Raw genomic sequence first — 23643 nt, forward strand, 5'->3', positions numbered from 1 at the left:
ATGTCTTTATTTAGTTGAATGGCCCATTTGAGATTGCGCCTGCTGTACGAGTCTTTTTGTCATCTCGCCGCCAACAGAACCGTTTGAACGTGCGACTGTATCTGAACCGAGATTCACGCCAAATTCTTGAGCGATCTCGTATTTAAATTGATCTAAAGCTTGTTCTACTCCAGGAACAAGAAGTTGATTTCGATTTGCCATCACATATTCCTCCTTTCACCTCATGTTTGTTGCGCCTTCTTATTTTGAAAAAAACAGCCTGCAATTATGCTGGCAATTGCTGCACAAAAAAGCCGAGGTGATGAAGGTCACCTCGGGCTCAGTTTTAAGCCTTTTTCAGCTGAAGCGTATTCAACATCATTTCTTGCGCTGTGCTTTGCAAGTGAGAAGTGAAAACGGAGAAAACGGTAGAACTGATAATGCCTTTAATCAAATGCCATTGCGGCTTCGTCAATTCTGTAAACTCTTCGTGGAGTTTGTCCGTTTGCTCTTCTGTCATTTCTCGTAAATTCGTTTCCTTTAATGGGAAATGTGTATGGTGATAAATAAAATCAAGGACGTGCGCATATGCTTCATAAAAACGGATGGGGCTGATAATATCATCCGTTCGATCTGTGATCGTATTAAATAAGGCAGATAAGATCGTACGAATAGAATCAAAATCAAATACTGATTTTAAATCCCGGACAATTAATAAAATAACGACTTGATCAATGGAGTACTTCTTGCCAAGCTCTGGATGGCCGATCATATCTTTAATATCGCGCTTGATCCAGTTTTGAATGGCTGTCGATTTAAGTGAAGTCAGTTCACACAAGTTGCCAAGCTCAACGATTTCGTTCGTTGAAAGCCCGTGCTCTGATTTTTGCTTCCGCCGTTCGAGTTTTTCAAAAAACGAAGGGATTTTTAATTCATCATATTCATGTTCCTTATCGCTTTTTACAGATAAATTCAAAAGCTGAAGCGGAGTCAGATCTCCCTCGCCTTTTAGAGAATACAGAAGTCTCGTCATGTCAATTCTCGTTAATTTAAAAGTCACCATGTTCCACCTCATTTTGTACGTCAAAAACGTGATTATTGATCTAATTCAACATCATAATCTCTTTTTAATGAAAATGCAAAATAAACTAAAATAGGACCGCTGCGTCACAATTTGTTCACTTGTTTGCGGATGCAAGTAGCGTAATCATTGAAATGACGAGGTTTTAGCCAGTATGATAAACATAGAAAACGATTCCTTTTTCCTTGCAATTTGAGACGTTTATTTTTATAATTTTATTAATAAGTTCAAATGAACTTAATATGACAGCGGAGGTTATGTATGGGTAAAAGAATATTTCTGTTTATATTAACGAACATTCTTGTTATCACTACGATTGGTATTGTCCTATCGGTTATTAGTGCAGCAACTGGTGTTGGTTCTTATATAGGAGCAGACGGAAGACTTAATATCCTTTATCTTCTTGTATTCAGTGCAGTTGTTGGTTTTGTAGGCTCGTTTATGTCACTAGCGATGTCTCGCTGGATGGCAAAAATGATGATGGGTGTGCGTGTGTTAAATCCAGAAAAGGATTCATTAACATATGATGAGCAGCAGCTTGTTGACCGCGTTCACAGACTATCAAGAGCAGCAGGCCTTTCTAAAATGCCTGAGGTCGGTATTTACCAATCATCTGAAGTAAATGCATTTGCGACAGGTCCTTCTAAAAGAAGATCGCTTGTTGCCGTATCAACTGGATTGCTTCATGAAATGGATGATGCAGCAGTTGAAGGGGTTATCGCTCACGAAGTCGCTCACGTAGCGAACGGTGACATGGTTACAATGACGTTACTCCAAGGGATCGTCAACACGTTTGTTGTCTTCCTTTCAAGAATTGCGGCATGGATCGCAAGCCGTTTCGTTCCACGTGAAGAGCTTGTGCCGATTGTTCACTTTATCGCTGTGATCGTCTTCCAAATAATTTTCTCTATCTTAGGAAGCCTTGTCGTTTTTGCTTACTCTAGACATCGCGAATTCCATGCAGACCGCGGCGGTGCGGACCTTGCAGGAAAAGATAAAATGATTCATGCGCTTCGTTCACTAGAGGCGTATACATCAAGAATCAAAGATGACGATCAAGCAGCTGTTGCTACACTGAAAATCAGTGGTAAAAGAAAAGCTTCTCTTTTCTCAACACACCCTGATTTAAACGAAAGAATTAGAAGACTAGAAGCAAAATAAGAAAGATCAAAAGACATTCTGCGTAAGGATGTCTTTTTCTTTTTGATGAAAAAGTAAATAAAGCACAAAATACCTTTAAAATCTTCTTTCTTTTCATTAAAATGATATAGTATTCGAAAAGAAAGATAAAAGAAGGAATAACCATGAATCCAATGAAAAAACTAATCGACCGGCTGTCGGCTTTTCAGTTGATTGCCCTTTATTATTTTCTTGCTGTGACCGTGTCGTTCATACTACTCAGTCTACCAGTGGCTCATCAAGAAGGAGTCAAATGGACATTTATTGATGCGCTGTTTACAGCTGTGAGTGCTGTCAGTGTCACGGGTCTGACTGTTGTCGATACGTCACAAACATTTAGTGTGACCGGGATGTGGATCCTTGCATTTGTTTTGCAAATCGGGGGTATCGGCATTATGACCCTTGGTACATTCGTCTGGCTGGTTATGCGAAAAAGGATCGGCATTAAAGAAAGAAAATTAATTATGGCAGACCAAAACCAGAGCAACTTATCAGGTATCGTAAAACTCATGAAGCAGGTCTTATATTTAATCTTGCTGATTGAGTTTGTAGGCGGTCTGATTTTAAGTATGTATTTTCTAAAGTATTACGATGTGCAAGGCGCTTTTTTACACGGATTTTTCTCTAGTATCAGTGCCACAACCAATGGAGGCTTTGATATTACAGGGAATTCGTTAATTCCTTATAAAGATGACTATTTCGTCCAATTTATCACGATGCTGCTCATCATTTTTGGCGCTATTGGCTTTCCGGTACTTGTCGAAGTAAAGGATTATTTATTCAATCAAGACCGAAAACATGCATCGTTTTCATTGTTTACGAAAATTACAACGATCACGTTTGGCCTCCTTGTTGTCGTTGGGGCAATTGGGATTTATGCACTTGAAGCCCGGTTTACTTTTCTAGGGAAGAGCTGGCATGAAATCTTGTTTTATTCTTTGTTTCAATCAACAGCTACTAGAAGTGGCGGGCTTTCGACATTAGATATTACGCAATTGACAGAGCCGACACTGTTATTTTTATGTTTGTTGATGTTTATCGGGGCATCTCCAAGCTCGGTAGGGGGCGGAATTCGGACAACCACGTTTGCCCTTAACTTACTTGCTTTGTTTCATTTTGCGAGAGGAAATAAGTCCATTAAAATCTTTAAAAGAGAGCTTCATCAAGCGGATATTAATAAATCCCTCATGGTGACGATGATGGCCTTTATTTTAGTGTTTGGTGCTACGTTTCTGTTAACTTTATCAGACCATCATACGCTTCTTGAAACTTTATTTGAAGTTTGTTCTGCCTTCGGAACAACGGGACTGTCGCTCGGAATTACGTCTGACTTGTCCGTATTTGGTAAGTGTATTATTATGGTCGTCATGTTTATAGGACGGATTGGAATTCCAAGCTTCTTGTATTTAATTGGCCGCCGGGAAAGTGAAGCGAATTATCATTATCCGAAAGAGCGTGTGATCATCGGCTAACCAGTATTCCTACTGAATGCTGGTTTCAGCGTGTAGACAAACCCTCGCATTCGTTGTCAAATCTGTGCTCCGGTGCTCACGAATGTCGAATTCGCTCCGCTCCGGTGCTCGACTTTCCTAGACTGCAAAGGTTTTCTATCACGCTGAAAAGAAGAAGAGCTAAAATAAAGATCATTTTAACTCTTTATCAACAATCAGACCAGCATTCCTACTGAATGCTGGTTTTTTTATTTCCATTATATAACTGGCTAAATCACAAAGGATGTTCGCAATCTATAGGTAAGAGGTGAAAGAGACGTGCTGGATGTGTTATGGAAAGCAATTGTAATGCTACTCGTTGGTACCTTGCTGCTGAGAATAGCAGGACCTAAATCCATTAGTCAATTAACGGTTCAACAGACAGTCATCATGATTTCAATTGGATCGATTATTATCCAACCCTTCATTGAGCATAATTTACTTGAAACCATTTATGCAGCGACCATCTTTATTGTGGCACTTGTGGTGATGGAAAAGCTGTCAATTCGGTTTGATTTCTTTGAAAAATTGGTTTCAGGGAAGTCTGTGGTGATTTTAGAGGATGGAGAAATGCTTGATCACAAGCTGAAAAAAACGCGTCTGACAAGGGACGAATTCAAAATGCGCTTAAAGCAGCAGGGCATCACAGACATCAGCAGTCTCAAAAAAGCAACGCTAGAAGCGAATGGGCAAATTGGATATGAGTTAAAGCCTGAGGAAAAACCAGTGACAGTCAAACAAATGAAAGAGCTGTTTGATCAATTGAGCGAAGAACTAAACATGTTAAAAAGGAATGATGACAAATGAAAAGAAAAGCAGCAAAAAATGAAGCACTCACGAATAATATGACGCCTACAGAAAGCATGGCACACGATCAAGGACAAACACAATTTGACGAGCAATCAGAAGACCGCCAGGCGAACCGAAATTCTCATCAAGGTAAACAGGGGGGAGCATCTCGTGACTAAAAAACATGTGAAAAGTAAAGATATGAAAGACCATAAAAAACCGATGAACCCCGATATCTTGGAAGAGGAATTTGGCAGCGAGCTGGGAGATATAAACAGCAGTAAATGGATTGATACCTTAATGAAGCCTAAAAAAAACGATGAATGTCATACTGAACAGAAAAACAAAAAATAAATAGAAAAAACGATCCAAAGAGATCGTTTTTTCTATTTAATATAACTGTTTTGTCTGCCAGTAATGGTTCTCATCAGACTGGTCATTTTGAGCTCGATGACTGGTTGTGCAACAGTTTTAACAAATGTGCTAGATAGTGTAAAGGTTAAGAGAACCGTAAGCAGCAATAGAATCAATACACTTGCCGTATTTAGAGCCCAATCATCAAACCAAGTCGTTCTTAAAAGCTTAATCACAAAGCCATGAAGTAAATAGACATAAAGCGTTCTTGTGCCCCATTTGGTAAAGAAGAACCGGCGTGTTGGGACTAATGCAAAGAAACTAAAGGTAGCAGCAAATGCAAGTAAATACCATACCATTCGTTTCATAGCTGCAATGAGTCCTTCATCTCCAAGAGAAGCGTAAGACTGTGACCCAAATAAAAAGGAATAATCGAATTCATAAAAATAGCAAAACATGAACACGGCCATCAGTACAAGAAGTGCAGTCAGTTTCCCTTTGCTTGTTCGGATAAATTCAAAGTGCTGCTTTTTTAAATAAAAGCCAGCTAAAAACATCGGCAAAAAGACAAACGTACGAGATAGGCTGAGCGTATCGCTAATGCTGTCCACGTAACCGACAAGTAACGCCATCGATAAACTAACAATCATTGCCCAGTGGAATGGCAGTTTTGAAAAAGGAATGAGTAGTAAGTTCCAAAAGAATAAACTGATTAAAAACCATAAAGACCATTGTGGATCAATCGGATTTAAGTTAGAGATGCTTTGATCCTGTAAGAAATAATAATACACAGAATAGATGACCTGAAAAATCAAATATGGGATGATCAGCTTAACTGCGACTTTTTTCATAAAACCTGGTTTTCTAAAACCTTTGGCAAAGAAGCCAGACACTAATATAAAAGCGGGCATATGGAATGTATAAATAAATTTATATAAGTAGAGTATCCAGTCATTATCATGTATGAATGACCGTAACAAATGACCAAAAACAACTAGAAAAATCAGAAGAAATTTTGCATTATCAAAATAACTGTCTCTCGTTGACGTCATAACATCACCTTTCCTGCTTCATTTCGAACATAAACGTTCTAAGTGCACTGTTCCCTCATTTGCCCCATTTTAAAATACAAATTGGCTCATTTCGCTATTTGATGTGAAATTGTAGAACGGTTGTAAAAGAAGCGTAAGAAAAGAGAATCGTTATACAATCGTGTCATCCAAATGAAACAAATGAAGCAAGCCTCGTGTAAAAAGTTCTCTTTTTTTATGAGTCGAATGAAGGAACAATGAAAATCTTGTAGAAATATTGTAGAGGAATGAGGCTGGAAAAGGAGTGTAAGAGAATGACTGAAACGCTCGATGGTGCGAAAAATATCAGAAAATTAGAAAAAGAGAACGAATATTTGCGAAATGAATTGGTACAGCACAAAATGCTGTTAAATAAGACGTTAGATGCCATCTTTATATTTGATCAGCACCTCAACATTATCCAAGCCAATGAAGCGACATGCAGGCTTGTGCAAACACCGAAAGAAGACCTCCTCAATAAATCCGTTCTAGATTTCCTATACGGCATCCCGAAAAACAAAATTGACTGCTCACTTGAGATTTTTTTTCGAAAAGGAACGTTAAAAAGAGAGATCTCCATTCAACTTGAAAATGGAGAGACAAAATATATTGAATTTGTAGCAGAGCACGACGTGGTGAATCAACAATATATTGTCGTCATGCGTGATATTTCTTCAAAGAAAATATTAGAGCGAGAACGTTCGATGAATGAGCAGCTGTTTAAAGATTTATTTGATCGAGCGATTGACGGTATGGTCATTTTTGATCAGGATGGTTGTATGATTGACGCCAATCACTCTTTTTGCCAGAGCTTTGAACTTCAAAAAACAGATTTAACAGACCGCTACTTAAATGAATTTGTTGAAGAAGAAAACCTTCCAGCGCTCCAGCAGCTCTTAACTTCATTGAAAGAAACAGGGAAAGCAAAGGGAGAACTTCCTGTTACCCTACAATCTGGGCAGCACAAATTATTCGAACTGACCATCACATCCAATGTGATGAGTGGTTTTTACATGTCCATCATGCGTGATATTACAGAAAAAAGATTAATGGAAGAAAAGCTGCTAAAAAGTGAAGAACGTTTTAGAGAAATATTCGAAAATGCGATGGATGCCATCATCATTTGGGCGGATGATGGAGAAATTGTCAGGGCAAATGAATCAGCCTGCCGAATTTTTGAATTACCGATGCATCAGCTGATTGGCAAGAAACTCATGGATTTTCTAGTCAAATCTGATCGCAGATACCGGCCGACAAGAAGACGGTATATAAGGAATCTTGAAATCAGAGAAGAACTCCTCTTTAGAATGGCGAATGGCCAATTCAAAGAGCTTGAGTTCACCTCTAAGCATGCGGTATTAGAAGGACAGCACTTAACCATTTTACGGAATGTCAGTGACAGAAAGCGAATGGAAGAGGAGCTGCGAGAAAGTGAGCTCAAATTCCGTAAAGTATTTAATGGCTCTATGGATGGCATTGTTCTTTTCGATAATCAATACCGGATTATTGATGTGAATCCTTCCGCAAGTGAACTACTTGGCCTCAAAGATGATCACTTAACGGAAATGAACCTTTTTCATATCCTTGCGCCATATCAAATTGAAAATTTGGCGCAGCCAGCTCAGGCGATGTCATTAGATGAGATGGACAATGAAGTTCCATTTGTGCTGAACCATCCAGATCAACGTATTTTGGAGTTTTCTTTTAAACGAAATATTATTCATAACATGAATTTGGCCATCTTTAGAGATGTGACTGAGCGCAAGGAATTAGAGGAGCGGGTAAGAAAATCGGATACGCTTCATGTTGTCGGAGAGCTTGCCGCTGGAATTGCCCATGAAATTAGAAATCCAATGACGGCTTTAAAAGGCTTCATTCAGCTGCTCAAAGGAAACATTGAAGGGGAGTATTCGCTCTATTTTAATGTCATCACATCAGAGCTAAAAAGAATCGAATCCATTATTACAGAATTTCTGATTTTAGCAAAACCGCAGGCCATCATCTATGAAGAAAAAAATGTCGTGCAAATTGTCAAAGACACAATGGATCTTCTTCACGCACAGGCCAATCTTGGCAATGTGCAAATGCACTTAAATGTGCTGGATGATATTCCGCTCATCTACTGTGAACAAAATCAATTGAAGCAAGTCTTTATTAACATTTTAAAAAATGCGATTGAAGTAATGCCTCAGAAAGGAAATGTATACGTGAGCATTCAAAGGAAGGGCGAGGAGCACATTGTCATTTCTCTTCGTGATGAAGGCTGCGGCATGACAGAGGATAAACTAAAGCGTCTCGGAGAACCATTTTATACAACAAAAGAAAGAGGAACTGGACTTGGGTTAATGGTTAGTTATAAAATTATTGAAGAGCATCAAGGAACCATTGAAGTTGAGAGTGAAGAAGGGGTCGGAACAGTGTTCCATCTCACGCTTCCACTCCGTCAGCAGAAACAAGAAGGGGAGCTTTAATGTGTATTATACAGTCTATACCGCACCAATCGGGGCATTATACATACTAGAGAAAGATGGTGCCATCATTGAAGTGAAGTTTGATGATGAATCGTTTTTGGTCAAAAAGCAGAGAGACCGTTTTAAACAAGAAGACACGCCTGTATTAAAAGAAGCGAAAAAACAGCTGGATGAATATTTTAAGGGCGATCGGAAAGTGTTCGATCTCCCGCTCAAGCAAGCAGGCTCTCCGTTTCAAGAGCAAGTGTGGGAGGAACTTTCTGCTATTCCGTATGGTGAATCAAAAAGCTATGCTGATATTGCAGAAGCGATCGGCAATCCAAAGGCTGTCAGAGCCATTGGACAAGCTAATAGACGCAATGCGTTGCCTATTTTTATCCCGTGTCACCGGGTCATTGGAAAAGACAGGACTTTGACGGGTTATGCAGGGACGAAGACAGGGATGAAAGCGATCCTGTTAGAATTAGAAGGCATCCCATTTGTTCAAAAATAAATAAATTGACCTGTTCCAAATGTTTAGCGAGCGACATATCCTTTTATTAAGCTAAAAAAGTTGGTCTAGGGAAAAAGGAGGCTGCTAACATGTTATGGGGCAAAAAAGATAAAATGTACGCCGTCACATCACTATGTGTCAAAATGAACGTGTTGACAGAAGAACAGAAAAAAGAAATATTAGCAAAAACGAACGAAACAAAAAAGCGCGGTGCTCTTAAATGATAAGAACCCCGCGCTTTTGTTTGATTAAAGTGACACGCTTTCAGTGAATAGTGCATCAATCTCTTCTGTATAGTTGGAAGTGATGATGCCTTTTTCTGTAATGATTCCGGAAATGAGATGATGAGGAGTAACATCAAAGGCAGGGTTAAATACCTGCACGTCAGGAGGCGCAATTTGGATGCCGTTTAATTCCTTTACTTCCTGTGGGTCGCGTTCTTCAATCGGAATATCTGACCCATCCTGAGTTGACACATCAAAGGTCGAAAGAGGCGCAGCCACAAAAAATGGAATTTGAAAGTGTTTAGCTAAAATAGCCAGACTTAACGTTCCAATTTTATTTGCTGTATCACCGTTTCTAGCGATTCGATCTGCACCAACAATAACGGCAGAAATTTGTTTTTCTTTCATCGTATGGGCTGCCATATTATCCGTGATAAGCGTCACATCTACGCCGCCCTGCATCAATTCCCATGTCGTCAGACGAGCGCCTTGAAGGACAGGACGTGTTTCACATGCGTAAATGTGAAGATCGAGGTTTTTCTTTTTCGCTAAATAAAAGGGTGCAAGCGCTGTTCCGTAACGGCTTGTGGCAATGGAGCCTGCGTTACAAATGGTCATAATTCGATCACCAGATTTAAAGAGCTGAAGAGCATTTTGACCGATTTGCCGACATGTTTCTTCATCTTCGATTTGAATTTGAATGGCTTCATGGACAAGATCAGTTTTGGCTGCATTCACCGAAGCAGCACGCTCAATGCGCTGATAAAGCCGGTCTAATGCCCAGGCAAGATTCACAGCGGTTGGACGAGCACTGTTTAAATATTCTTTCAGGCGAGCGACTTCTCGCTTAAAGAGATCAATGTCTTCTGTATCAATCTCTTGTGCACTGAGTGCGAGCCCAAAAGCCGCTGTAATGCCAATAGCAGGTGCTCCGCGCACTTTTAGCGTCACAATGGCATCATACACATCTTCTTTTGTATATAAATGCTCAAACACGGTTTCAGCGGGTAATTTTTGCTGATTCAAAATGTTGATACGGTTTTCTTCCCATTCGACGGAACGGGGAACTTCAAATTCTTTAGACAAAACTCGTCACTCCTTTACAGTTTGCTGGAATAATGCGACGAGGTCAGACGCTGTTTCCACTGCTTGATATTGTTTGATCAATGTTTTTCCTAGTGTAAGTGCTGCTTTTTTCTGCTGAAGCCTTCTAGAATGTGATGGAATCGCATCGAGATCAGCCGCATGCGCAAGACCGATGGTTCGGCGAACAAGCTCACAGCCAGCAAAGCCGGTGGCTTCTTTTAAAATACGGTCAAACGTTGTTTCTAAAAAGCTGTCCGATACACTAAACGCTTCAATACTGTCTTCTTTCCATGCTTTTGTGAACACTTCTTTGAATGTTGCCCACACATTGACGACATGATCAAAAAGGTGCTGCTGATCCTGTTCATTCTCATGAGATAAAGCATTTATGAACAGATTGGCAATAAAGTGACCGATATCGAATCCGAAAGGACCGTAAAAAGCGAACTCTGGATCAATGATTTTCGTTTCTGTTTCGTTTGCAAAAATACTGCCTGTATGAAGATCTCCATGTACCAGTGTTTCAGCAGAGGTTAAGAAGATCCGTTTCAATTCGGCAGCTTTTGCTTGCAGTTCAAGATCAGCCCATAGTGCTTGTGCCTCTTCTCTTAATTCCTCTTCGAAGTCATTCGTCTCGCTGTCAAAGAAAGGATCTGTGAAAACGAGTTTTTCTGTAATGTCACAAAGATCAGGATTCGTAAACTGCTTCACGAATTGTTTTTTGATTTTAGGATTTGTGGCAAAGTCAGACGTGTAAAATAGTGTTTTGCCTAAAAATTCTCCGACATGATCTGATAAATACGGATAGTGTTTTCCGGCAATTAGCCCTTTTCTGACGATTTCAAGGTGTGATAGATCCTCCATTGCCGTCACTGCAAGAGCTGTATCCGAATAATAGACGGCTGGTACGAGATGAGGTGCATACTCTGATTGCTTGATGAGTGCTGCACTTTCAATTCTTGCACGATCTAATGTCAGCGGCCAGCTTTCTCCAACGACTTTTGCGTAAGGAAGGGCCTGCTTGATAATCAGTCCTTTTGCTTGTTTGTGATCATAAATATGAAAGACGTAATTTAAATTTCCGTCACCGATTTCAGTGCATGTTAAATGACTGCTCTCCTGAATCAATCCAAGTCTAATGGCAAGTGCAACTGCTGAACTTTCTGTTAATTCTTCATATGATGCCGTAAGTGTAACCAATTGCTTCCCCTCCAAATCATATAAAAAAGCCTCTTTCTCCTGAGAGAAAGAGGCTTGATGGCGTGTATGCTCGAAGCCTCTCTTATCTCTCAGCACATACGTCTGATGGAATTAGCACCGTGCCCTATAAGACAATGAATTGTCTTGGCGCTGTTCTTGCTGCGCCCCACTTCACAGTGGTATTAACGGTCGGTTGCTGTTGGGGTCAAAAGGCCAAATCCCTCGCCCAACTCTCGATAAGAGAAATCAATATGTAATTGTTTCGTGTCTGCTTGCATTTCTTAATTCTAGATATTATCAGAGCTGCAGTTCACATGTCAATCTTTTTTCAAAATTGCTTTACAATTCATAAAACAATCCATTACAGTGATTGTATTGTCATGTAACTTGAATAGAAGGTGAAAAAATGGAATTCCAGCAATCGGATGTATTGAAACATTTACCGAAACAATTTTTTGTGTCGCTTGTACAAAAAGTACAGAAAAAAGTGCAGGAAGGGGCAGATGTGATTAATTTAGGTCAAGGAAATCCTGATCAGCCCACTCCTCCACATATTGTGAAAGCGATGCAGGAAGCGGTAGCAAAACCTGAAAATCATCAATACTCTTCATTCCGCGGGACAGCGAAACTAAAAAAAGCTGCAGCTACTTTTTATGAAAGAGAATATGGCGTCACGCTTGACCCAAAGACAGAGATTGCCATCTTATTTGGAGGGAAAGCGGGACTAGTCGAATTGCCGCAATGTTTACTGAATCCAGGTGATACGCTGCTTGTTCCAGATCCGGGCTATCCTGATTACTGGTCAGGCGCTGTGCTTGCTGGAGCTCGCATGGTCACAATGCCTCTTCTTGAACAAAATGATTTTTTACCTGACTACCACCAATTGTCAGAGCAGGATAAGAATCAAGCAAAATTGATGTACTTAAATTACCCAAATAATCCGACTGGTGCGACTGCAACCCGGACATTTTTTGAAGATACTGTTGCGTTTGCGAGTGAAAATAAGATGTGTGTTGTCCATGATTTTGCATATGGCGGGATAGGATTTGACGGCGAAAAGCCCCTTAGTTTCCTGCAAATAGACGGAGCAAAAGAGACCGGTATTGAAATCTATACATTGTCCAAAACGTATAATATGGCTGGTTGGAGAGTCGGTTTTGCAGCAGGGAATGCCTCTGTTATCGAAGCCATTGAGCTTTATCAGGATCACCTGTTTGTGTCACTGTTTAAAGCAACTCAAGATGCAGCAGCAGAAGCACTTTTAAGCGATCAAACGTGCGTACAAGTACAAAATGATCGGTACGAAAAAAGACGAAACACTTGGATTGCTGCATGCAAAGAGATTGGCTGGGACGTCAGTGCGCCAAAGGGCTCGTTTTTTGCTTGGTTAAAGGTGCCTGAAGGGTATACATCGGAAACTTTTTCTGATGTATTATTAGAAAAAGCACATGTTGTTGTTGCACCGGGGAATGGCTTTGGTGCTCACGGTGAAGGCTACGTCAGAGTCGGACTTTTAACAAGTGAGGAGCGGCTAAAGGAAGCCGCTGATCGTATTGCTGCCTTGCAGTTATTTGAAAAAAAGCCATTGACAACGTAAAAAAATGGTGCGATAATTCAGGCAATATTTAAGAAAATTGAATATTCTTATCAAGAGTAGGCAGAGGGACTAGCCCAATGAAGCCCGGCAACCGACTTCCATGAAGCACGGTGCTAATTCTTGCAGCAAGCGCTGAGAGATAAGATTCGGATGAATGAGACGAAACCTCTTTAACGCGCTGATCAAGCACTTAAAGAGGTTTTTTTATTGACCATATACAGGACGCAATCGAAAGGGGATTCCTAGTGAGTGAACTACTGGCAACATACGTACTAACACATCGAGAGGATGAACAAATAGACCGAAAAGCAGAGCAGATCGCACTTGGGTTAACGGTCGGGTCATGGACGGACTTGCCGCAGCTCAAAAAGGAGCAGCTGAAAAAACATAAAGGCCGTGTGGTGAGCGTAAAAGAACAGTCTCCCGCAAATGGTGGTCTGTATCAAACAGAGGTGACCATTGCTTATCCTGAGGCGAACTTTTCAGCTGATATACCAGCGGTGTTGACGACGATTTTTGGAAAGCTTTCACTGGATGGGAAAGTAAAGCTCGTCGATATCGAATTTTCGGAAAGGTTTAAAAGCTGTCTGCCAGGACCGGTATTTGGCATTGAGGGGATACGAAAGAAAGTAGGCGTGTTTGATCGGCCGCTATTGATGAGTATATTTAAAGGCGTGATCGGCCGTGATATGGAGGATTTAAAAAAGCAGCTCCGCTTACAGGCTTTAGGTGGAGTAGACTTCATCAAAGATGATGAGATTTTATTTGAAAGCCCATTAGCCCCTTTTGAAGATCGAATCAAGGAAGGAAAAAAGATATTAAAAGAAACATATGAAGAGACAGGACATCGCACGCTTTATGCTGTTAATTTAACTGGTAGAACTTTTGATTTGAAAGATCGAGCAAGAAAGGCAGCCGAACTCGGGGCTGATGCGCTTTTATTCAACGTTTTTGCCTATGGACTTGATGTCATGCAAAGCTTGGCTGAAGATCCAGAGATCCCATTGCCGATCATGGCACATCCGGCAGTGAGCGGTGCAATGACATCATCTCCAGACTATGGATTCTCGCATTCTCTTCTTTTAGGCAAATTAAATCGATATGCTGGCGCTGATTTAAGTCTTTTTCCCTCTCCTTATGGATCAGTCGCCCTTCCGAAAAAAGATGCCATTGGCATTTTCGAAGCATGTGTGAAAGAGGATACAGTTCAACAAACATTTCCTGTCCCTTCAGCAGGCATTCACCCGGGAATGGTGCCGATCTTAATCAAAGATTTTGGACTTGATCATGTCATTAATGCAGGCGGGGGAATTCACGGACATCCGCGGGGAGCAATTGGAGGAGGGAAAGCCTTTCGTTCGATCATTGATGCGGTGGTCAAAAAAGAGTCTATCGAAGAAAAAGCATCAACTTGTCAAGACTTACAAGCAGCACTTGATCTTTGGGGAAGGGTAGCAGAATAAATGAAAAAACCAATTGTATGTTGTGATTTTGATGGCACGATTACGAAAAATGATAATATCATTCGCATCATGAAGCAGTTTGCTCCAAAAGAATGGACGAAATGGAAGGATGGTGTTCTAGCAAAAGAGATCACGATCCAAGAAGGCGTCGGGCAGATGTTTCAGTTACTGACGAGTGATCAGAAAGAAGCCATTCGGTCATTTATTTTAGAGGATACAGAGATTCGTGAAGGATTTGAACAGTTTGTCGATGATGTCAAAAAAGCAGACATTCCTTTCTATGTACTCAGCGGCGGTATGGACTTTTTTGTCTATCCTATCCTTGAAGGGATTGTCGAACAAGAGAATATTTATTGTAACCATGCATCATTTAAAGATGACCATATTCAAATTGAATGGCCGCATGCCTGTGATTCAGAATGCCAAAATGGCTGTGGCTGCTGCAAGCCTTCCATTATTCGAGAGCTGACGCAGGAAGATGATTTTATTATCATGATTGGTGATTCAGTGACTGATATTGAGGCAGCGAAACATGCGGATCTCACGTTTGCGCGTGATTATTTACTGAACGAATGTAAAGAGCTAGGGCTCGTACATAAAGAGTATGAAACATTTGTTGATCTAAAAGCGCAATTTGATCAAATAAAGGAAGTGAAGGAATGGCAGACGAGAAGAGTAAACGCTGGAAGGAACTAGCAGACGTCAAACGTGAATTGGCACAAAGAGACTGGTTTTACGGAACGAGCGGCAATTTATCGATAAAAGTGTCGGATGATCCCATCACGTTTTTGGTGACGGCAAGCGGCAAAGATAAACGAAAAGAAACCGATGAAGATTTTGTTCTTGTTGATGCAGCAGGTCAGCCAGTTCATCCGAATGAGCCGCTCAGGCCATCAGCTGAAACACTGCTTCACACATACGTTTATGAGCGGACGAAAGCAGGATGTTGTCTTCACGTCCACACGATCGATAACAATGTCATTTCTGAGCTGTATGGTGATAAAGGAGAAGTTCGTTTTAAAGGCAACGAAATCATTAAAGCGCTTGGTTATTGGGAAGAGGATGCAGAAGTTGCTGTTCCTATTATTGAAAACCCAGCTCATATTCCGCACCTTGCAGAGCAATTTGCAGTGCACCTGACGGACGATGCTGGTGCTGTACTCATTCGTAATCATGGCATCACCGTTTGGGGGAAAACCGCATTTGAAGCCAAACGAGTCTTAGAGGCTTATGAATTTTTATTTACCTATCATTTGAAAGTAGCGCTTTATCAAAAGCAGCTTGTTAAATAAAAAGGAGGAAAAACACATGGCGACCATTTACATTCATAATGAAGAGAACACGTTACTTGAGAACGAACAAGAGGTCCAGGCGTATTTAGAACAGCAAGGGGTCATTTATGAACATTGGGATATTGAAAAACTACCAAAACAGTTATCAGAAAAGTACGATTTAACAGATGATGAAAAGGAAGAAATTTTAACTGTGTTTCAAGAGGAAATAAAGAGTATTTCCGAGCGAAGAGGATACAAAGCGCAGGATGTGATTTCATTATCAGATGCGACCCCTAACCTGGATGAACTGCTTCAAAACTTTAAACGTGAGCATCATCATACGGATGATGAAGTCAGATTTATCGTGAGCGGTCATGGAATCTTTGCCATTCAAGGCAAAGACGGCGTCTTTTTTGATGTGAGACTGAATCCAGGTGATTTAATTTCTGTGCCTCCGAATATTCGTCACTACTTTACACTTCAAGAAGATCGTCAAGTCGTCGCAGTTCGCATATTTGTCACAACTGAGGGCTGGGTGCCAATTTACGAAGAAGAAACGGTTTAATAGTGGGAGCTGATCATTTCGCATGAGGCGGAAGATCAGTTTTTTTTTAGGAAAATAGACATAAAATGAGAGAGAAAATAGTTGATTTTGGTCTTCTGCATAGGATAAAATTCTGTTTAATCAATGTGTCAATCCTGTCCAATTTTGAAGTTTACCCCCAGAATTCATTGGGTAAAAGGTCTTTAGGCTGTAAAAAATTAAATAAAATAAGCATATTTAATTTAATTTACAAATAAAGTATAATTTTGGTGTCGGATCATTTAGAGCGTAGACAGACGAATTCATAGCGGGAGCTGAGATCATGAATATTTATGTACGGAAAGAACAGCTATTAATGTCAATTGATGAAAAGAGAAGACAAATGGTAGAAGCTGCTCAAGTAGAAGGCTATACAGGTGAGACGACAATTAAATATAGTCAAGAACTGGACAACCTGATGAATGAGTATCAGTATCTTCTTTTTCATGAACAACAATCTGTTGCTTCCTTTCATGATCTTGTATCACAAATGAGTCTCCTTTCTGTCAATCGTCCTTCTTATTGACATCAAAAAACCGGTCTTGCCATTAGCAAAACCGGATGAATGCTTCAGCTATTAGTGTGCAGCAGGGAGCATGATGATCACGGTTGTTCCTTTATTCACTTCGCTCTCGATATCGATTGTCCCCCCATACATCGAAATGATTCGTTTACACACAACAAGCCCAAGACCTGTTCCTTTTTCCTTCGACGTAATAAAAGGGAGGAAGATATGTTTCAGCATCTCTTCTGGTATACCTTCACCTGTATCTTTCACTTTTATGATGACCTGTTCTTTTTCAGCCTCAATGACAATCTTCAAATGACCGCCATTTGGCATCGCTTCTAACGAGTTTTTCGCTACATTCAATACCACTTGTTTAATGTGATCCTTCGTGCAATACACGCCAACATCTTGAATGGTATTGATTTGCAAATCAACCTCGACATTATAAAGGTTCGCCTCAGAAAATACAATGGGCATGATCTCACTCACAATTTCTTTCACAGAATTATTTTGCCACTTTTCAGCCGTTGGTTTTCCTAGCACAAGAAACTCACTGACGATTTGGTTAATCCGTTTAATTTCTTCCTCGATGACAGAAAAATAAAGCTGATCCTCTTCTGAACGATACTTCTTTTGCAAAAGCTGAATAAACCCGCTAATGCCTGTTAATGGATTGCGAATTTCATGAGCCGTACTTGCCGCAAGTGTTCCAATGAGTTCAAGTTTTTGTGCTTCATTTTGGTGGCGTTCCTGCTGGGTTTGTCGTCTTAAAATGATATATTGGACGAGTGTAAATAAGATATTTAAGAGAATAAATGCACTGGATAATGGAAATAGCATCACAGACAGGACTTCACTTGTTGTCGCACGCTGCGGAAAAACCTCTAGCTTCCAGCTGTTTTCATCTAAATATGTAGACACGGTGCTATCACTTTCAGATGCTGGCTGTGGACCACTTGTAAACACAACGTCTCCATTTTGATTCAGCATCTTAAAATGAAGCTCTGGGTTTAATACATTCATAATATTTCTTAAATAATCAATTTGAATCGCAGCGACTAGCACATCCGTGACTTCGTCGTTCTCATTCAAAACAGGGACACAAATGGAGAGAATCCGCTGCTTTGTAATGCGGCTTACATAGTTATCTGTGATGACGGTCTGTTTTGTGACTTGAATACGTTTAAAGTAATCTCTAAATGACAGGTTGATTTTTTCCTTTAATGGTGTGGTGCTGGCTGTGACATTTCCTTTTTGGTCTAGGAGATACAGGCCTGAAAAACGAGGTTCTTGTTTATAGATTTTCTCTAGGATGTTTTGTACTCTTTTCGTTTCAAGCGGCTGGTCAAATCCCATGGCAAGGGAAGTTAATCTTGCTTCTGTTTCACTGATTAAATAATTCATTTGGTTTTTGTGAATATTTAACATAAGTGTAGCGGTTTGTTTGTTTTTTACATCAATTTTCTCAGTTTCTTTTTCGTAGATAAAATAACTAATGATGAGGGTTGGAATCACGACCAAAATAAGGTAAAGCTTGATCTTCTTCCAAAACCCTTTCAGTATACTCATGATTCATCGCTCCAACGTATTACCTAATAGACTTATTATAGCATTGAACCTATCTTTATTACGATGACTTGTGAGATTTTTAAAAAATTAGGTGATTCGTTCTGGTCTCTTTTTCATGCTAAAAATGGTTCAACATGTTGACATTTTACTTATTGTTTATTAATGTCACATTAGTGGGTTGCATTTCATAAAGGATGATAAAAAATGGAAAATCATAATGTTGAGAAATCTTTGAAATTATTTATTGTACTATCACGTGCCTATCGCTCCATTAATCACCACATGAACAAACATATTGTGAAGCACGGTCTGAATCCGACTGAATTTGCTGTATTAGAATTGCTGTATCATAAAGGTGATCAGCCGCTTCAGCAAATAGGTGATAAGATCTTACTCGCAAGCGGAAGCATCACGTATGTGGTTGATAAATTGGAGAAAAAAGAACTCCTTAGCCGGAAAGCTTGTGCAGAAGACCGCAGGGTGACATTTGCACATATTACGGAGCAGGGAAGAGCTTTGCTTGATGACATCTTCCCAGATCATGCAAAAGAGATTCACGAGATGATCAGTGTGCTTAGTGAAGAGGAGAAGGATGCCTGCATCGATATGCTCAAACATGTAGGACTGCGTGCCAAGCATTTATATGATCATAAAGAATAAACACATAAAAAAGGAAGCCGTTGGCTTCCTTTTTAGTATGTAGACTAATCCTCGTATATGGTGTCAGTCCTGCGCACCGATAAACGACAAGCACTTTCAATCGCGCTCATAAGAAAGACAAAGGGCTAAAATAAACATCATTTTAGCCCTTTGTCATGATCTGAAAGGAAGCTGCTGGCTTCCTATTTATTTTGCTTTTTTCTCAATTGGTAAAATAAGAACTTCGACGCGTCTGTTTTTACTTCTGCCTTCTGCGGTATCGTTAGAGGCAATCGGTTTAAATTCACCGTAACCTTTTGTGCTAAAGTTCTCTTGGTCTAGGTTGCTGTTTTCAAGGAGAATATTTAAAAAGTTGACCGCACGAATGGCGCTTAAATACCAGTTGGATTCAAATTCAGAATTCCGAATCGGAACGTTATCTGTATGTCCGCTAATGACGATGTCACGAGCAGGGTTAATGACGAGCAGCTTGGATATTTCTTTGGCTAACGGAACATCCTGCGAGCGGATCACCGCTCGCCCAGAATCAAAGAAGATGCTGTCTTCAATTGTAATAAGCAGACCTTCATCCGTCAGCTTTGTTTCAAGCTTCGAACCAAGTTTTTTATCCGCAATGAATGAATCTACTTGTTTTTTAACCTTTGTTAATACCGCTTGGTCACGAGCTTTCGCTTTTGCTTCTTCTTCTTCATCTTCTGCTGATTTTTTGGTTTGATTGCTGTTTTCTGTTTCTTCGGTGCTCTGCATGCTTGATTGGTCCATTACGCCAGTGCCGCCAGTAAAGACAACATTAAACGATTTAGCCATCTGTTCATATTTTGCCGCATCAATGGAGCTAGATGCAAACAGCACAATGAAGAGGGCGAGAAGAAGCGTAAGAAGATCGGCGTAAGGGATCAGCCAAGACTCATCTACATGGTCTTCATGATCATGTTTTTTACGTTTCCTAGCCATTCTGTTTTTCTCCTTCTTCAATGACAAGATTTGCACGTTCTTTTGCTGGTAAGTACATCAGAAGTTTTTGCTCAATAACCTTTGGAGACTGGCCTTCAAGGACAGAAAGAATCCCTTCAATCATAATGAGACGAAGCTTTACTTCTTCCTTTGATTTACGCTTCAGCTTGTTGGCAAATGGATGCCACAACACATACCCTGTAAAAATCCCAAGCAGTGTGGCGACGAAGGCAGCACTAATCGCATGTCCAAGTGCTTCAATGTCTCCCATGTTTGCAAGTGCGGCAATAAGTCCGACAACGGCACCAAGTACCCCTAGAGTCGGAGCGTATGTACCAGCTTGTGTAAAGATTAATGCGCCTGACTGATGTCTCTCCGACATAGCATCGACTTCTTCAGTTAAGACGTCGCGAATAAATTCAGCACTTTGACCGTCAACTGCCATGCTTAAGCCGTTCTTTAGAAAATCGTCATCGACTTCCTCAAGATTTGCCTCTAATGCCAAAAGACCTTCACGACGAGCAATTTGTGCCCAGTTTGAAAATAGAGGAATCATTTCTTGTATCGTTGGAAGCTTGCTATCTTTGAAAATTTTGCCGAATAATTTTGGTGTTTTCTTAATTTCACTAGATGGGAAGGCAATGACAACAGCTGAAATTGTCCCAACCACAATGATCAATATAGCCGCCGGGTTGATAAGAGCGGTTAGACTCACACCTTTCAAAACCATACCGACACTTAGTGCAATAAATGCTAAAATAATACCAATTAACGATGTTTTGTCCATTATCTCACCAAATCCTTTAACTATCTTTTTCTATAGTTAATATCGGTGTCTTCTAGAAGGGTTTTAGTCAGAATATAAAATTAAGACAGTTTATGTGAAGAAATTTTGACGAAAGCGCTTTCTGAAAGCCGTAAAAAAAGAAACTCCCTCATATAAAAGGGAGTTTTCAGCGTGTAGACAAACCCTCGCATTCTTTGTCAGTCCTGCGCTCTGGTGCTCACGAATGCCAAATTCGCTCCGCGCAAGTAGCTGTCCTTCCTAGACTGCAAAGGTTTTCTATCACGCTGAAAAGAAGACAAAGGGCTAAAATCAAGTTCATTTTAGCCCTTTGTCAACAATCTGGAAACTTCATCTTTTTTGAGCTGTTTCATCTAAGAGCAATTCTTTTAATTTTTCTTCATGTATGATTTTGATCAAATCGTAGTTCCAATTGGTCATGTGATCCATGTGATCCACCTCTTTTTCTTTTATCGTAAAGGAAAAGAGGCGGGGGAGCGTCGGCGCTCAGATGGAATTTAGACACTGCAACATGATGGAGCTGAAGATCCTCCTTAGGATGTACTTAGCTCTTTTTCACAACAATTTCGTCATGTTCAACATCGACTGTAAATCCAGTAAGTTGTTCTTCTTCAAGCAAGATGTCCGTCATTTGATCCTCAACATGCTCTTGAATCGTTCTTCGTAACGGACGAGCCCCAAATGCTGGATGATAACCAAGTTCAGCGATTTTTTCTTTCGCTTCGTTTGTGACGTGAACAGTTAGATTTTGTTCTTTTAACTGCTCTGACAAATCTTTGAGCAGAAGATCCACAATTTTGACTAAATCGTCTTTATCTAATGAATCAAACTGAATGATGCTGTCAAAACGGTTCAAGAATTCCGGTTTGAAATAAGCGCTCAGTGAATCAATCAATGATTGTTCTTCGATGGCTTCTTCTTGTTCAGACTGGAATCCGACTTTGACCGCTTTTTTATCTGTGCTGCCAGCGTTACTTGTCATAATGATGACTGTGTCTTTAAAGCTGACGGTTCTGCCTTGGCTGTCTGTTAGACGGCCATCTTCCATGATTTGAAGGAACATATGCTGGACATCAGGGTGCGCTTTTTCGATTTCATCGAGCAAAATGATGCTGTATGGTTTTCTGCGAACCTTTTCCGTGAGCTGTCCGGCTTCATCATGTCCAACGTAACCAGGAGGAGAACCGATGATTTTGGACACGGAGTGTTTCTCCATGTACTCACTCATATCTAAACGAATGATCGCTTCTTTTGAGCCAAATAATTCTTCCGCTAATGTTTTAGACAATTCGGTTTTCCCGACGCCTGTTGGCCCAACGAAAAGGAAGGAGCCAGTTGGTCTATGTTTTGATTTTAAGCCTGCTCTGCTTCTTTTTACGGCTTTCGCCACTTTTTCAACCGCATGTTCCTGACCAATGACGCGGGCTTTTAAGCGGACATCAATTTCTTTCATTTTTGTTTGTTCGTCTGCTTGTAGTTTGCCGACAGGGATACCTGTTTTTTGTTCTACAATCGACTGAATGTCCTCAGCTGTGACGACATGTTCTTTGTCATTTGTTTTGTTTTGCAATCTCGCTTCAATCGCTTCTTCTTCGTCTCGAAGTTTTGCTGCTTTTTCATAGCGTTCTTCATTTAAAGCGGCTTGTTTTTCAGCGGCAATTTGCGCAAGACGGTTTGTTAATTCATCTTCACTTGCTGCATCAATGGAGAGATTCGCTTTTGAACCTGCTTCATCCATTAAATCAATGGCTTTATCTGGCAAGTGGCGGTCTTGAATATACCGCGAAGATAATTGAACACACGCTTTAATGGCTTCGTCAGAATAGGTGACGCCATGATAGGCTTCATACTTATCTTGAATGCCTTTTAAGATCTCGAATGCTTCATCCTGTGTTGGCTCATCAACGATGACAGGCTGGAACCTGCGTTCAAGGGCAGCATCTTTTTCAATCTGACGATACTCTTTTAATGTTGTCGCACCTACTAGCTGCAGTTCCCCTCGAGCTAGAGCTGGTTTCAAAATGTTTCCGGCATCCATTGACCCTTCGGCAGAGCCTGCGCCTACAAGAAGATGAATTTCATCAACGAATAAGATGATATTTTTACGGCTTTGCAATTCTTTGATTAATTGCTTCATCCGTTCCTCAAATTGACCACGTATACCTGTGTTTGCCACAAGTGAAGAGACATCTAATAAATAAACTTGTTTGTTCTTTAATTTATTTGGTACATCTCCATTTGCAATTTTTAGTGCTAGTCCTTCGGCTATGGCCGTTTTACCAACACCAGGTTCACCAATGAGGACAGGATTGTTTTTATTTCTTCTATTTAAAATCTCAATGACTCTTGTGACTTCTTCATCACGGCCAATGACAGGATCGATTAAACCAGCATGTGCGCCATCCGTTAAGTTCCGGCCAAGCTCATCGAGTAAGCCTTTTTGTTTAGGCCGCTCTTGGCTCGTCGCATGTCCTGCTTGCTCAGAGAAGAATGAGCTGCCTCCGAAAAGGTTAGGACCCATTTTCATTTTTGACTGTTCCATCAAAGAGGTATAGCAGTCTTCACATAAAACCATTTGGCTACGGGACGAATTTACTTGCATATTCAGGCGAATAGTTGCTTCATTTACTTGACAATGTTGACAACGCATGAGCCATGACCTCCTTAAAATAAAGTTTGACTTTATTTGACCAATGAATGTTAAATAAAATGGTCTGTTGTTTGACCATCTTTGACTATAGTATACTCTGACCTATTTTGACTTTCAACTGTTTTGCTCATAGCTGAATGAAAAATCCTTTTTTGCATTTAATC

24 protein-coding genes and 2 riboswitches are annotated in these 23643 nt (G+C 40.4%); of the genes, 15 read left to right on the forward strand and 9 right to left on the reverse strand.

Translation table 11 applies throughout. The features are described 5' to 3' along the window. Positions 1–6: 6 nt before the first annotated feature. Positions 7–201, reverse strand: a complete 195-nt coding sequence (locus MHI58_RS06495) for an alpha/beta-type small acid-soluble spore protein (RefSeq protein ID WP_008346135.1) — start codon at positions 199–201, stop codon at positions 7–9. A gap of 124 nt (positions 202–325) precedes the next feature. Next, positions 326–1042 (reverse strand): DUF1836 domain-containing protein, encoded by a 717-nt coding sequence (locus MHI58_RS06500; protein ID WP_045034959.1) that lies wholly within the window; start codon positions 1040–1042, stop codon positions 326–328. A gap of 279 nt (positions 1043–1321) precedes the next feature. Between MHI58_RS06500 and htpX the strand changes: the two genes are divergently transcribed. From htpX to MHI58_RS06525, 5 genes are all read left to right on the forward strand, one after another. Next, positions 1322–2221 (forward strand): protease HtpX, encoded by a 900-nt coding sequence (htpX, locus tag MHI58_RS06505; protein ID WP_008346130.1) that lies wholly within the window; start codon positions 1322–1324, stop codon positions 2219–2221. A 143-nt stretch (positions 2222–2364) separates the two neighbouring features. Continuing rightward, positions 2365–3711: a TrkH family potassium uptake protein gene (locus MHI58_RS06510; protein ID WP_007498761.1), complete on the forward strand. Its 1347-nt coding sequence runs from the start codon at positions 2365–2367 to the stop codon at positions 3709–3711. 297 nt (positions 3712–4008) lie between these two features. Next, positions 4009–4536, forward strand: a complete 528-nt coding sequence (locus MHI58_RS06515) for a DUF421 domain-containing protein (protein ID WP_045034960.1) — start codon at positions 4009–4011, stop codon at positions 4534–4536. Further along, positions 4533–4697, forward strand: coding sequence for a hypothetical protein (locus MHI58_RS06520; RefSeq protein WP_017367114.1), 165 nt, complete (start codon positions 4533–4535; stop codon positions 4695–4697). The genes MHI58_RS06515 and MHI58_RS06520 overlap by 4 nt, the downstream gene beginning before the upstream one ends. Next, complete coding sequence (locus MHI58_RS06525) at positions 4690–4872, forward strand: hypothetical protein (protein WP_008346122.1); 183 nt, start codon at positions 4690–4692, stop codon at positions 4870–4872. The genes MHI58_RS06520 and MHI58_RS06525 overlap by 8 nt, the downstream gene beginning before the upstream one ends. Before the next feature lie 32 nt (positions 4873–4904). Here MHI58_RS06525 and MHI58_RS06530 read toward each other — a convergent pair whose 3' ends face one another. After that, complete coding sequence (locus MHI58_RS06530) at positions 4905–5924, reverse strand: acyltransferase family protein (RefSeq protein WP_017367116.1); 1020 nt, start codon at positions 5922–5924, stop codon at positions 4905–4907. A 293-nt stretch (positions 5925–6217) separates the two neighbouring features. Between MHI58_RS06530 and MHI58_RS06535 the strand changes: the two genes are divergently transcribed. From MHI58_RS06535 to MHI58_RS06545, 3 genes are all read left to right on the forward strand, one after another. Further along, positions 6218–8413: a PAS domain-containing sensor histidine kinase gene (locus MHI58_RS06535; RefSeq protein WP_041507398.1), complete on the forward strand. Its 2196-nt coding sequence runs from the start codon at positions 6218–6220 to the stop codon at positions 8411–8413. Position 8414: 1 nt separating this feature from the next. Beyond that, positions 8415–8906 (forward strand): methylated-DNA--[protein]-cysteine S-methyltransferase, encoded by a 492-nt coding sequence (locus tag MHI58_RS06540; protein ID WP_041507397.1) that lies wholly within the window; start codon positions 8415–8417, stop codon positions 8904–8906. Positions 8907–8995: 89 nt separating this feature from the next. Beyond that, positions 8996–9130 carry a hypothetical protein gene (locus tag MHI58_RS06545; RefSeq protein WP_017359454.1) on the forward strand — a complete coding sequence of 45 codons (135 nt, stop codon included), beginning with the start codon at positions 8996–8998 and terminating at the stop codon, positions 9128–9130. Positions 9131–9154: 24 nt separating this feature from the next. Here MHI58_RS06545 and mtnA read toward each other — a convergent pair whose 3' ends face one another. Together mtnA and mtnK are read right to left on the reverse strand one after the other, a co-directional pair. Further along, positions 9155–10216 carry an S-methyl-5-thioribose-1-phosphate isomerase gene (mtnA, locus tag MHI58_RS06550; RefSeq protein WP_017367119.1) on the reverse strand — a complete coding sequence of 354 codons (1062 nt, stop codon included), beginning with the start codon at positions 10214–10216 and terminating at the stop codon, positions 9155–9157. Positions 10217–10222: 6 nt separating this feature from the next. Next, positions 10223–11416, reverse strand: coding sequence for an S-methyl-5-thioribose kinase (gene mtnK, locus MHI58_RS06555; protein WP_045034961.1), 1194 nt, complete (start codon positions 11414–11416; stop codon positions 10223–10225). A gap of 79 nt (positions 11417–11495) precedes the next feature. Then, a riboswitch (SAM riboswitch) is annotated at positions 11496–11659 on the reverse strand. Between the two features lie 163 nt (positions 11660–11822). Between mtnK and MHI58_RS06560 the strand changes: the two genes are divergently transcribed. From MHI58_RS06560 to MHI58_RS06585, 6 genes are all read left to right on the forward strand, one after another. Beyond that, positions 11823–13013, forward strand: coding sequence for a pyridoxal phosphate-dependent aminotransferase (locus MHI58_RS06560; RefSeq protein WP_045034962.1), 1191 nt, complete (start codon positions 11823–11825; stop codon positions 13011–13013). A 44-nt stretch (positions 13014–13057) separates the two neighbouring features. Continuing rightward, positions 13058–13159, forward strand: a riboswitch (SAM riboswitch). A gap of 99 nt (positions 13160–13258) precedes the next feature. Further along, entirely contained in the window at positions 13259–14476 is a 1218-nt protein-coding gene (mtnW, locus tag MHI58_RS06565) for a 2,3-diketo-5-methylthiopentyl-1-phosphate enolase (RefSeq protein WP_045034963.1), read from the forward strand. Beyond that, complete coding sequence (locus MHI58_RS06570) at positions 14477–15172, forward strand: 2-hydroxy-3-keto-5-methylthiopentenyl-1-phosphate phosphatase (protein ID WP_045034964.1); 696 nt, start codon at positions 14477–14479, stop codon at positions 15170–15172. Next, positions 15136–15768: a methylthioribulose 1-phosphate dehydratase gene (locus tag MHI58_RS06575; RefSeq protein WP_045034965.1), complete on the forward strand. Its 633-nt coding sequence runs from the start codon at positions 15136–15138 to the stop codon at positions 15766–15768. The genes MHI58_RS06570 and MHI58_RS06575 overlap by 37 nt, the downstream gene beginning before the upstream one ends. Positions 15769–15784: 16 nt before the next feature. Continuing rightward, positions 15785–16315 (forward strand): acireductone dioxygenase, encoded by a 531-nt coding sequence (locus tag MHI58_RS06580; RefSeq protein ID WP_024719646.1) that lies wholly within the window; start codon positions 15785–15787, stop codon positions 16313–16315. A 301-nt stretch (positions 16316–16616) separates the two neighbouring features. Continuing rightward, entirely contained in the window at positions 16617–16859 is a 243-nt protein-coding gene (locus tag MHI58_RS06585) for an aspartyl-phosphate phosphatase Spo0E family protein (RefSeq protein ID WP_008346101.1), read from the forward strand. 51 nt (positions 16860–16910) lie between these two features. On the opposite strand, the gene MHI58_RS06590 is transcribed toward MHI58_RS06585, so the two are convergent. Continuing rightward, positions 16911–18410 carry an ATP-binding protein gene (locus MHI58_RS06590; protein ID WP_045034966.1) on the reverse strand — a complete coding sequence of 500 codons (1500 nt, stop codon included), beginning with the start codon at positions 18408–18410 and terminating at the stop codon, positions 16911–16913. 204 nt (positions 18411–18614) lie between these two features. Here MHI58_RS06590 and MHI58_RS06595 point away from each other — a divergent pair, with 204 nt between their 5' ends. Continuing rightward, positions 18615–19070, forward strand: coding sequence for a MarR family winged helix-turn-helix transcriptional regulator (locus tag MHI58_RS06595; RefSeq protein WP_003211701.1), 456 nt, complete (start codon positions 18615–18617; stop codon positions 19068–19070). Positions 19071–19256: 186 nt separating this feature from the next. Here MHI58_RS06595 and motB read toward each other — a convergent pair whose 3' ends face one another. The 3 genes from motB to MHI58_RS06610 form a co-directional block, all read right to left on the reverse strand. After that, positions 19257–20024, reverse strand: a complete 768-nt coding sequence (gene motB, locus MHI58_RS06600) for a flagellar motor protein MotB (protein WP_024719648.1) — start codon at positions 20022–20024, stop codon at positions 19257–19259. Next, positions 20017–20811, reverse strand: coding sequence for a flagellar motor stator protein MotA (motA, locus tag MHI58_RS06605; RefSeq protein ID WP_008346088.1), 795 nt, complete (start codon positions 20809–20811; stop codon positions 20017–20019). The genes motB and motA overlap by 8 nt, the downstream gene beginning before the upstream one ends. A 562-nt stretch (positions 20812–21373) precedes the next feature. Next, positions 21374–23479, reverse strand: coding sequence for an ATP-dependent Clp protease ATP-binding subunit (locus MHI58_RS06610; protein WP_045035131.1), 2106 nt, complete (start codon positions 23477–23479; stop codon positions 21374–21376). Positions 23480–23643 lie beyond the last annotated feature (164 nt).

It is taken from the genome of Bacillus sp. FSL K6-2869 (assembly GCF_040869405.1).
Taxonomy (GTDB): Bacteria; Bacillota; Bacilli; order Bacillales; family Bacillaceae; genus Bacillus; species Bacillus altitudinis.

What these genes read in the sequence shown, in the direction of transcription:
- MHI58_RS06495 (WP_008346135.1), bottom strand. Translation starts at nt 201, where the DNA reads ATGGCAAATCGAAATCAACTTCTTGTTCCTGGAGTAGAACAAGCTTTA.
- MHI58_RS06500 (WP_045034959.1), bottom strand. Translation starts at nt 1,042, where the DNA reads ATGGTGACTTTTAAATTAACGAGAATTGACATGACGAGACTTCTGTAT.
- htpX (WP_008346130.1), top strand. Translation starts at nt 1,322, where the DNA reads ATGGGTAAAAGAATATTTCTGTTTATATTAACGAACATTCTTGTTATC.
- MHI58_RS06510 (WP_007498761.1), top strand. Translation starts at nt 2,365, where the DNA reads ATGAATCCAATGAAAAAACTAATCGACCGGCTGTCGGCTTTTCAGTTG.
- MHI58_RS06520 (WP_017367114.1), top strand. Translation starts at nt 4,533, where the DNA reads ATGAAAAGAAAAGCAGCAAAAAATGAAGCACTCACGAATAATATGACG.
- MHI58_RS06530 (WP_017367116.1), bottom strand. Translation starts at nt 5,924, where the DNA reads ATGACGTCAACGAGAGACAGTTATTTTGATAATGCAAAATTTCTTCTG.
- MHI58_RS06535 (WP_041507398.1), top strand. Translation starts at nt 6,218, where the DNA reads ATGACTGAAACGCTCGATGGTGCGAAAAATATCAGAAAATTAGAAAAA.
- MHI58_RS06545 (WP_017359454.1), top strand. Translation starts at nt 8,996, where the DNA reads ATGTTATGGGGCAAAAAAGATAAAATGTACGCCGTCACATCACTATGT.
- MHI58_RS06560 (WP_045034962.1), top strand. Translation starts at nt 11,823, where the DNA reads ATGGAATTCCAGCAATCGGATGTATTGAAACATTTACCGAAACAATTT.
- MHI58_RS06570 (WP_045034964.1), top strand. Translation starts at nt 14,477, where the DNA reads ATGAAAAAACCAATTGTATGTTGTGATTTTGATGGCACGATTACGAAA.
- MHI58_RS06575 (WP_045034965.1), top strand. Translation starts at nt 15,136, where the DNA reads ATGGCAGACGAGAAGAGTAAACGCTGGAAGGAACTAGCAGACGTCAAA.
- MHI58_RS06580 (WP_024719646.1), top strand. Translation starts at nt 15,785, where the DNA reads ATGGCGACCATTTACATTCATAATGAAGAGAACACGTTACTTGAGAAC.
- MHI58_RS06585 (WP_008346101.1), top strand. Translation starts at nt 16,617, where the DNA reads ATGAATATTTATGTACGGAAAGAACAGCTATTAATGTCAATTGATGAA.
- MHI58_RS06590 (WP_045034966.1), bottom strand. Translation starts at nt 18,410, where the DNA reads ATGAGTATACTGAAAGGGTTTTGGAAGAAGATCAAGCTTTACCTTATT.
- MHI58_RS06595 (WP_003211701.1), top strand. Translation starts at nt 18,615, where the DNA reads ATGGAAAATCATAATGTTGAGAAATCTTTGAAATTATTTATTGTACTA.
- motB (WP_024719648.1), bottom strand. Translation starts at nt 20,024, where the DNA reads ATGGCTAGGAAACGTAAAAAACATGATCATGAAGACCATGTAGATGAG.
- motA (WP_008346088.1), bottom strand. Translation starts at nt 20,811, where the DNA reads ATGGACAAAACATCGTTAATTGGTATTATTTTAGCATTTATTGCACTA.
- MHI58_RS06610 (WP_045035131.1), bottom strand. Translation starts at nt 23,479, where the DNA reads ATGCGTTGTCAACATTGTCAAGTAAATGAAGCAACTATTCGCCTGAAT.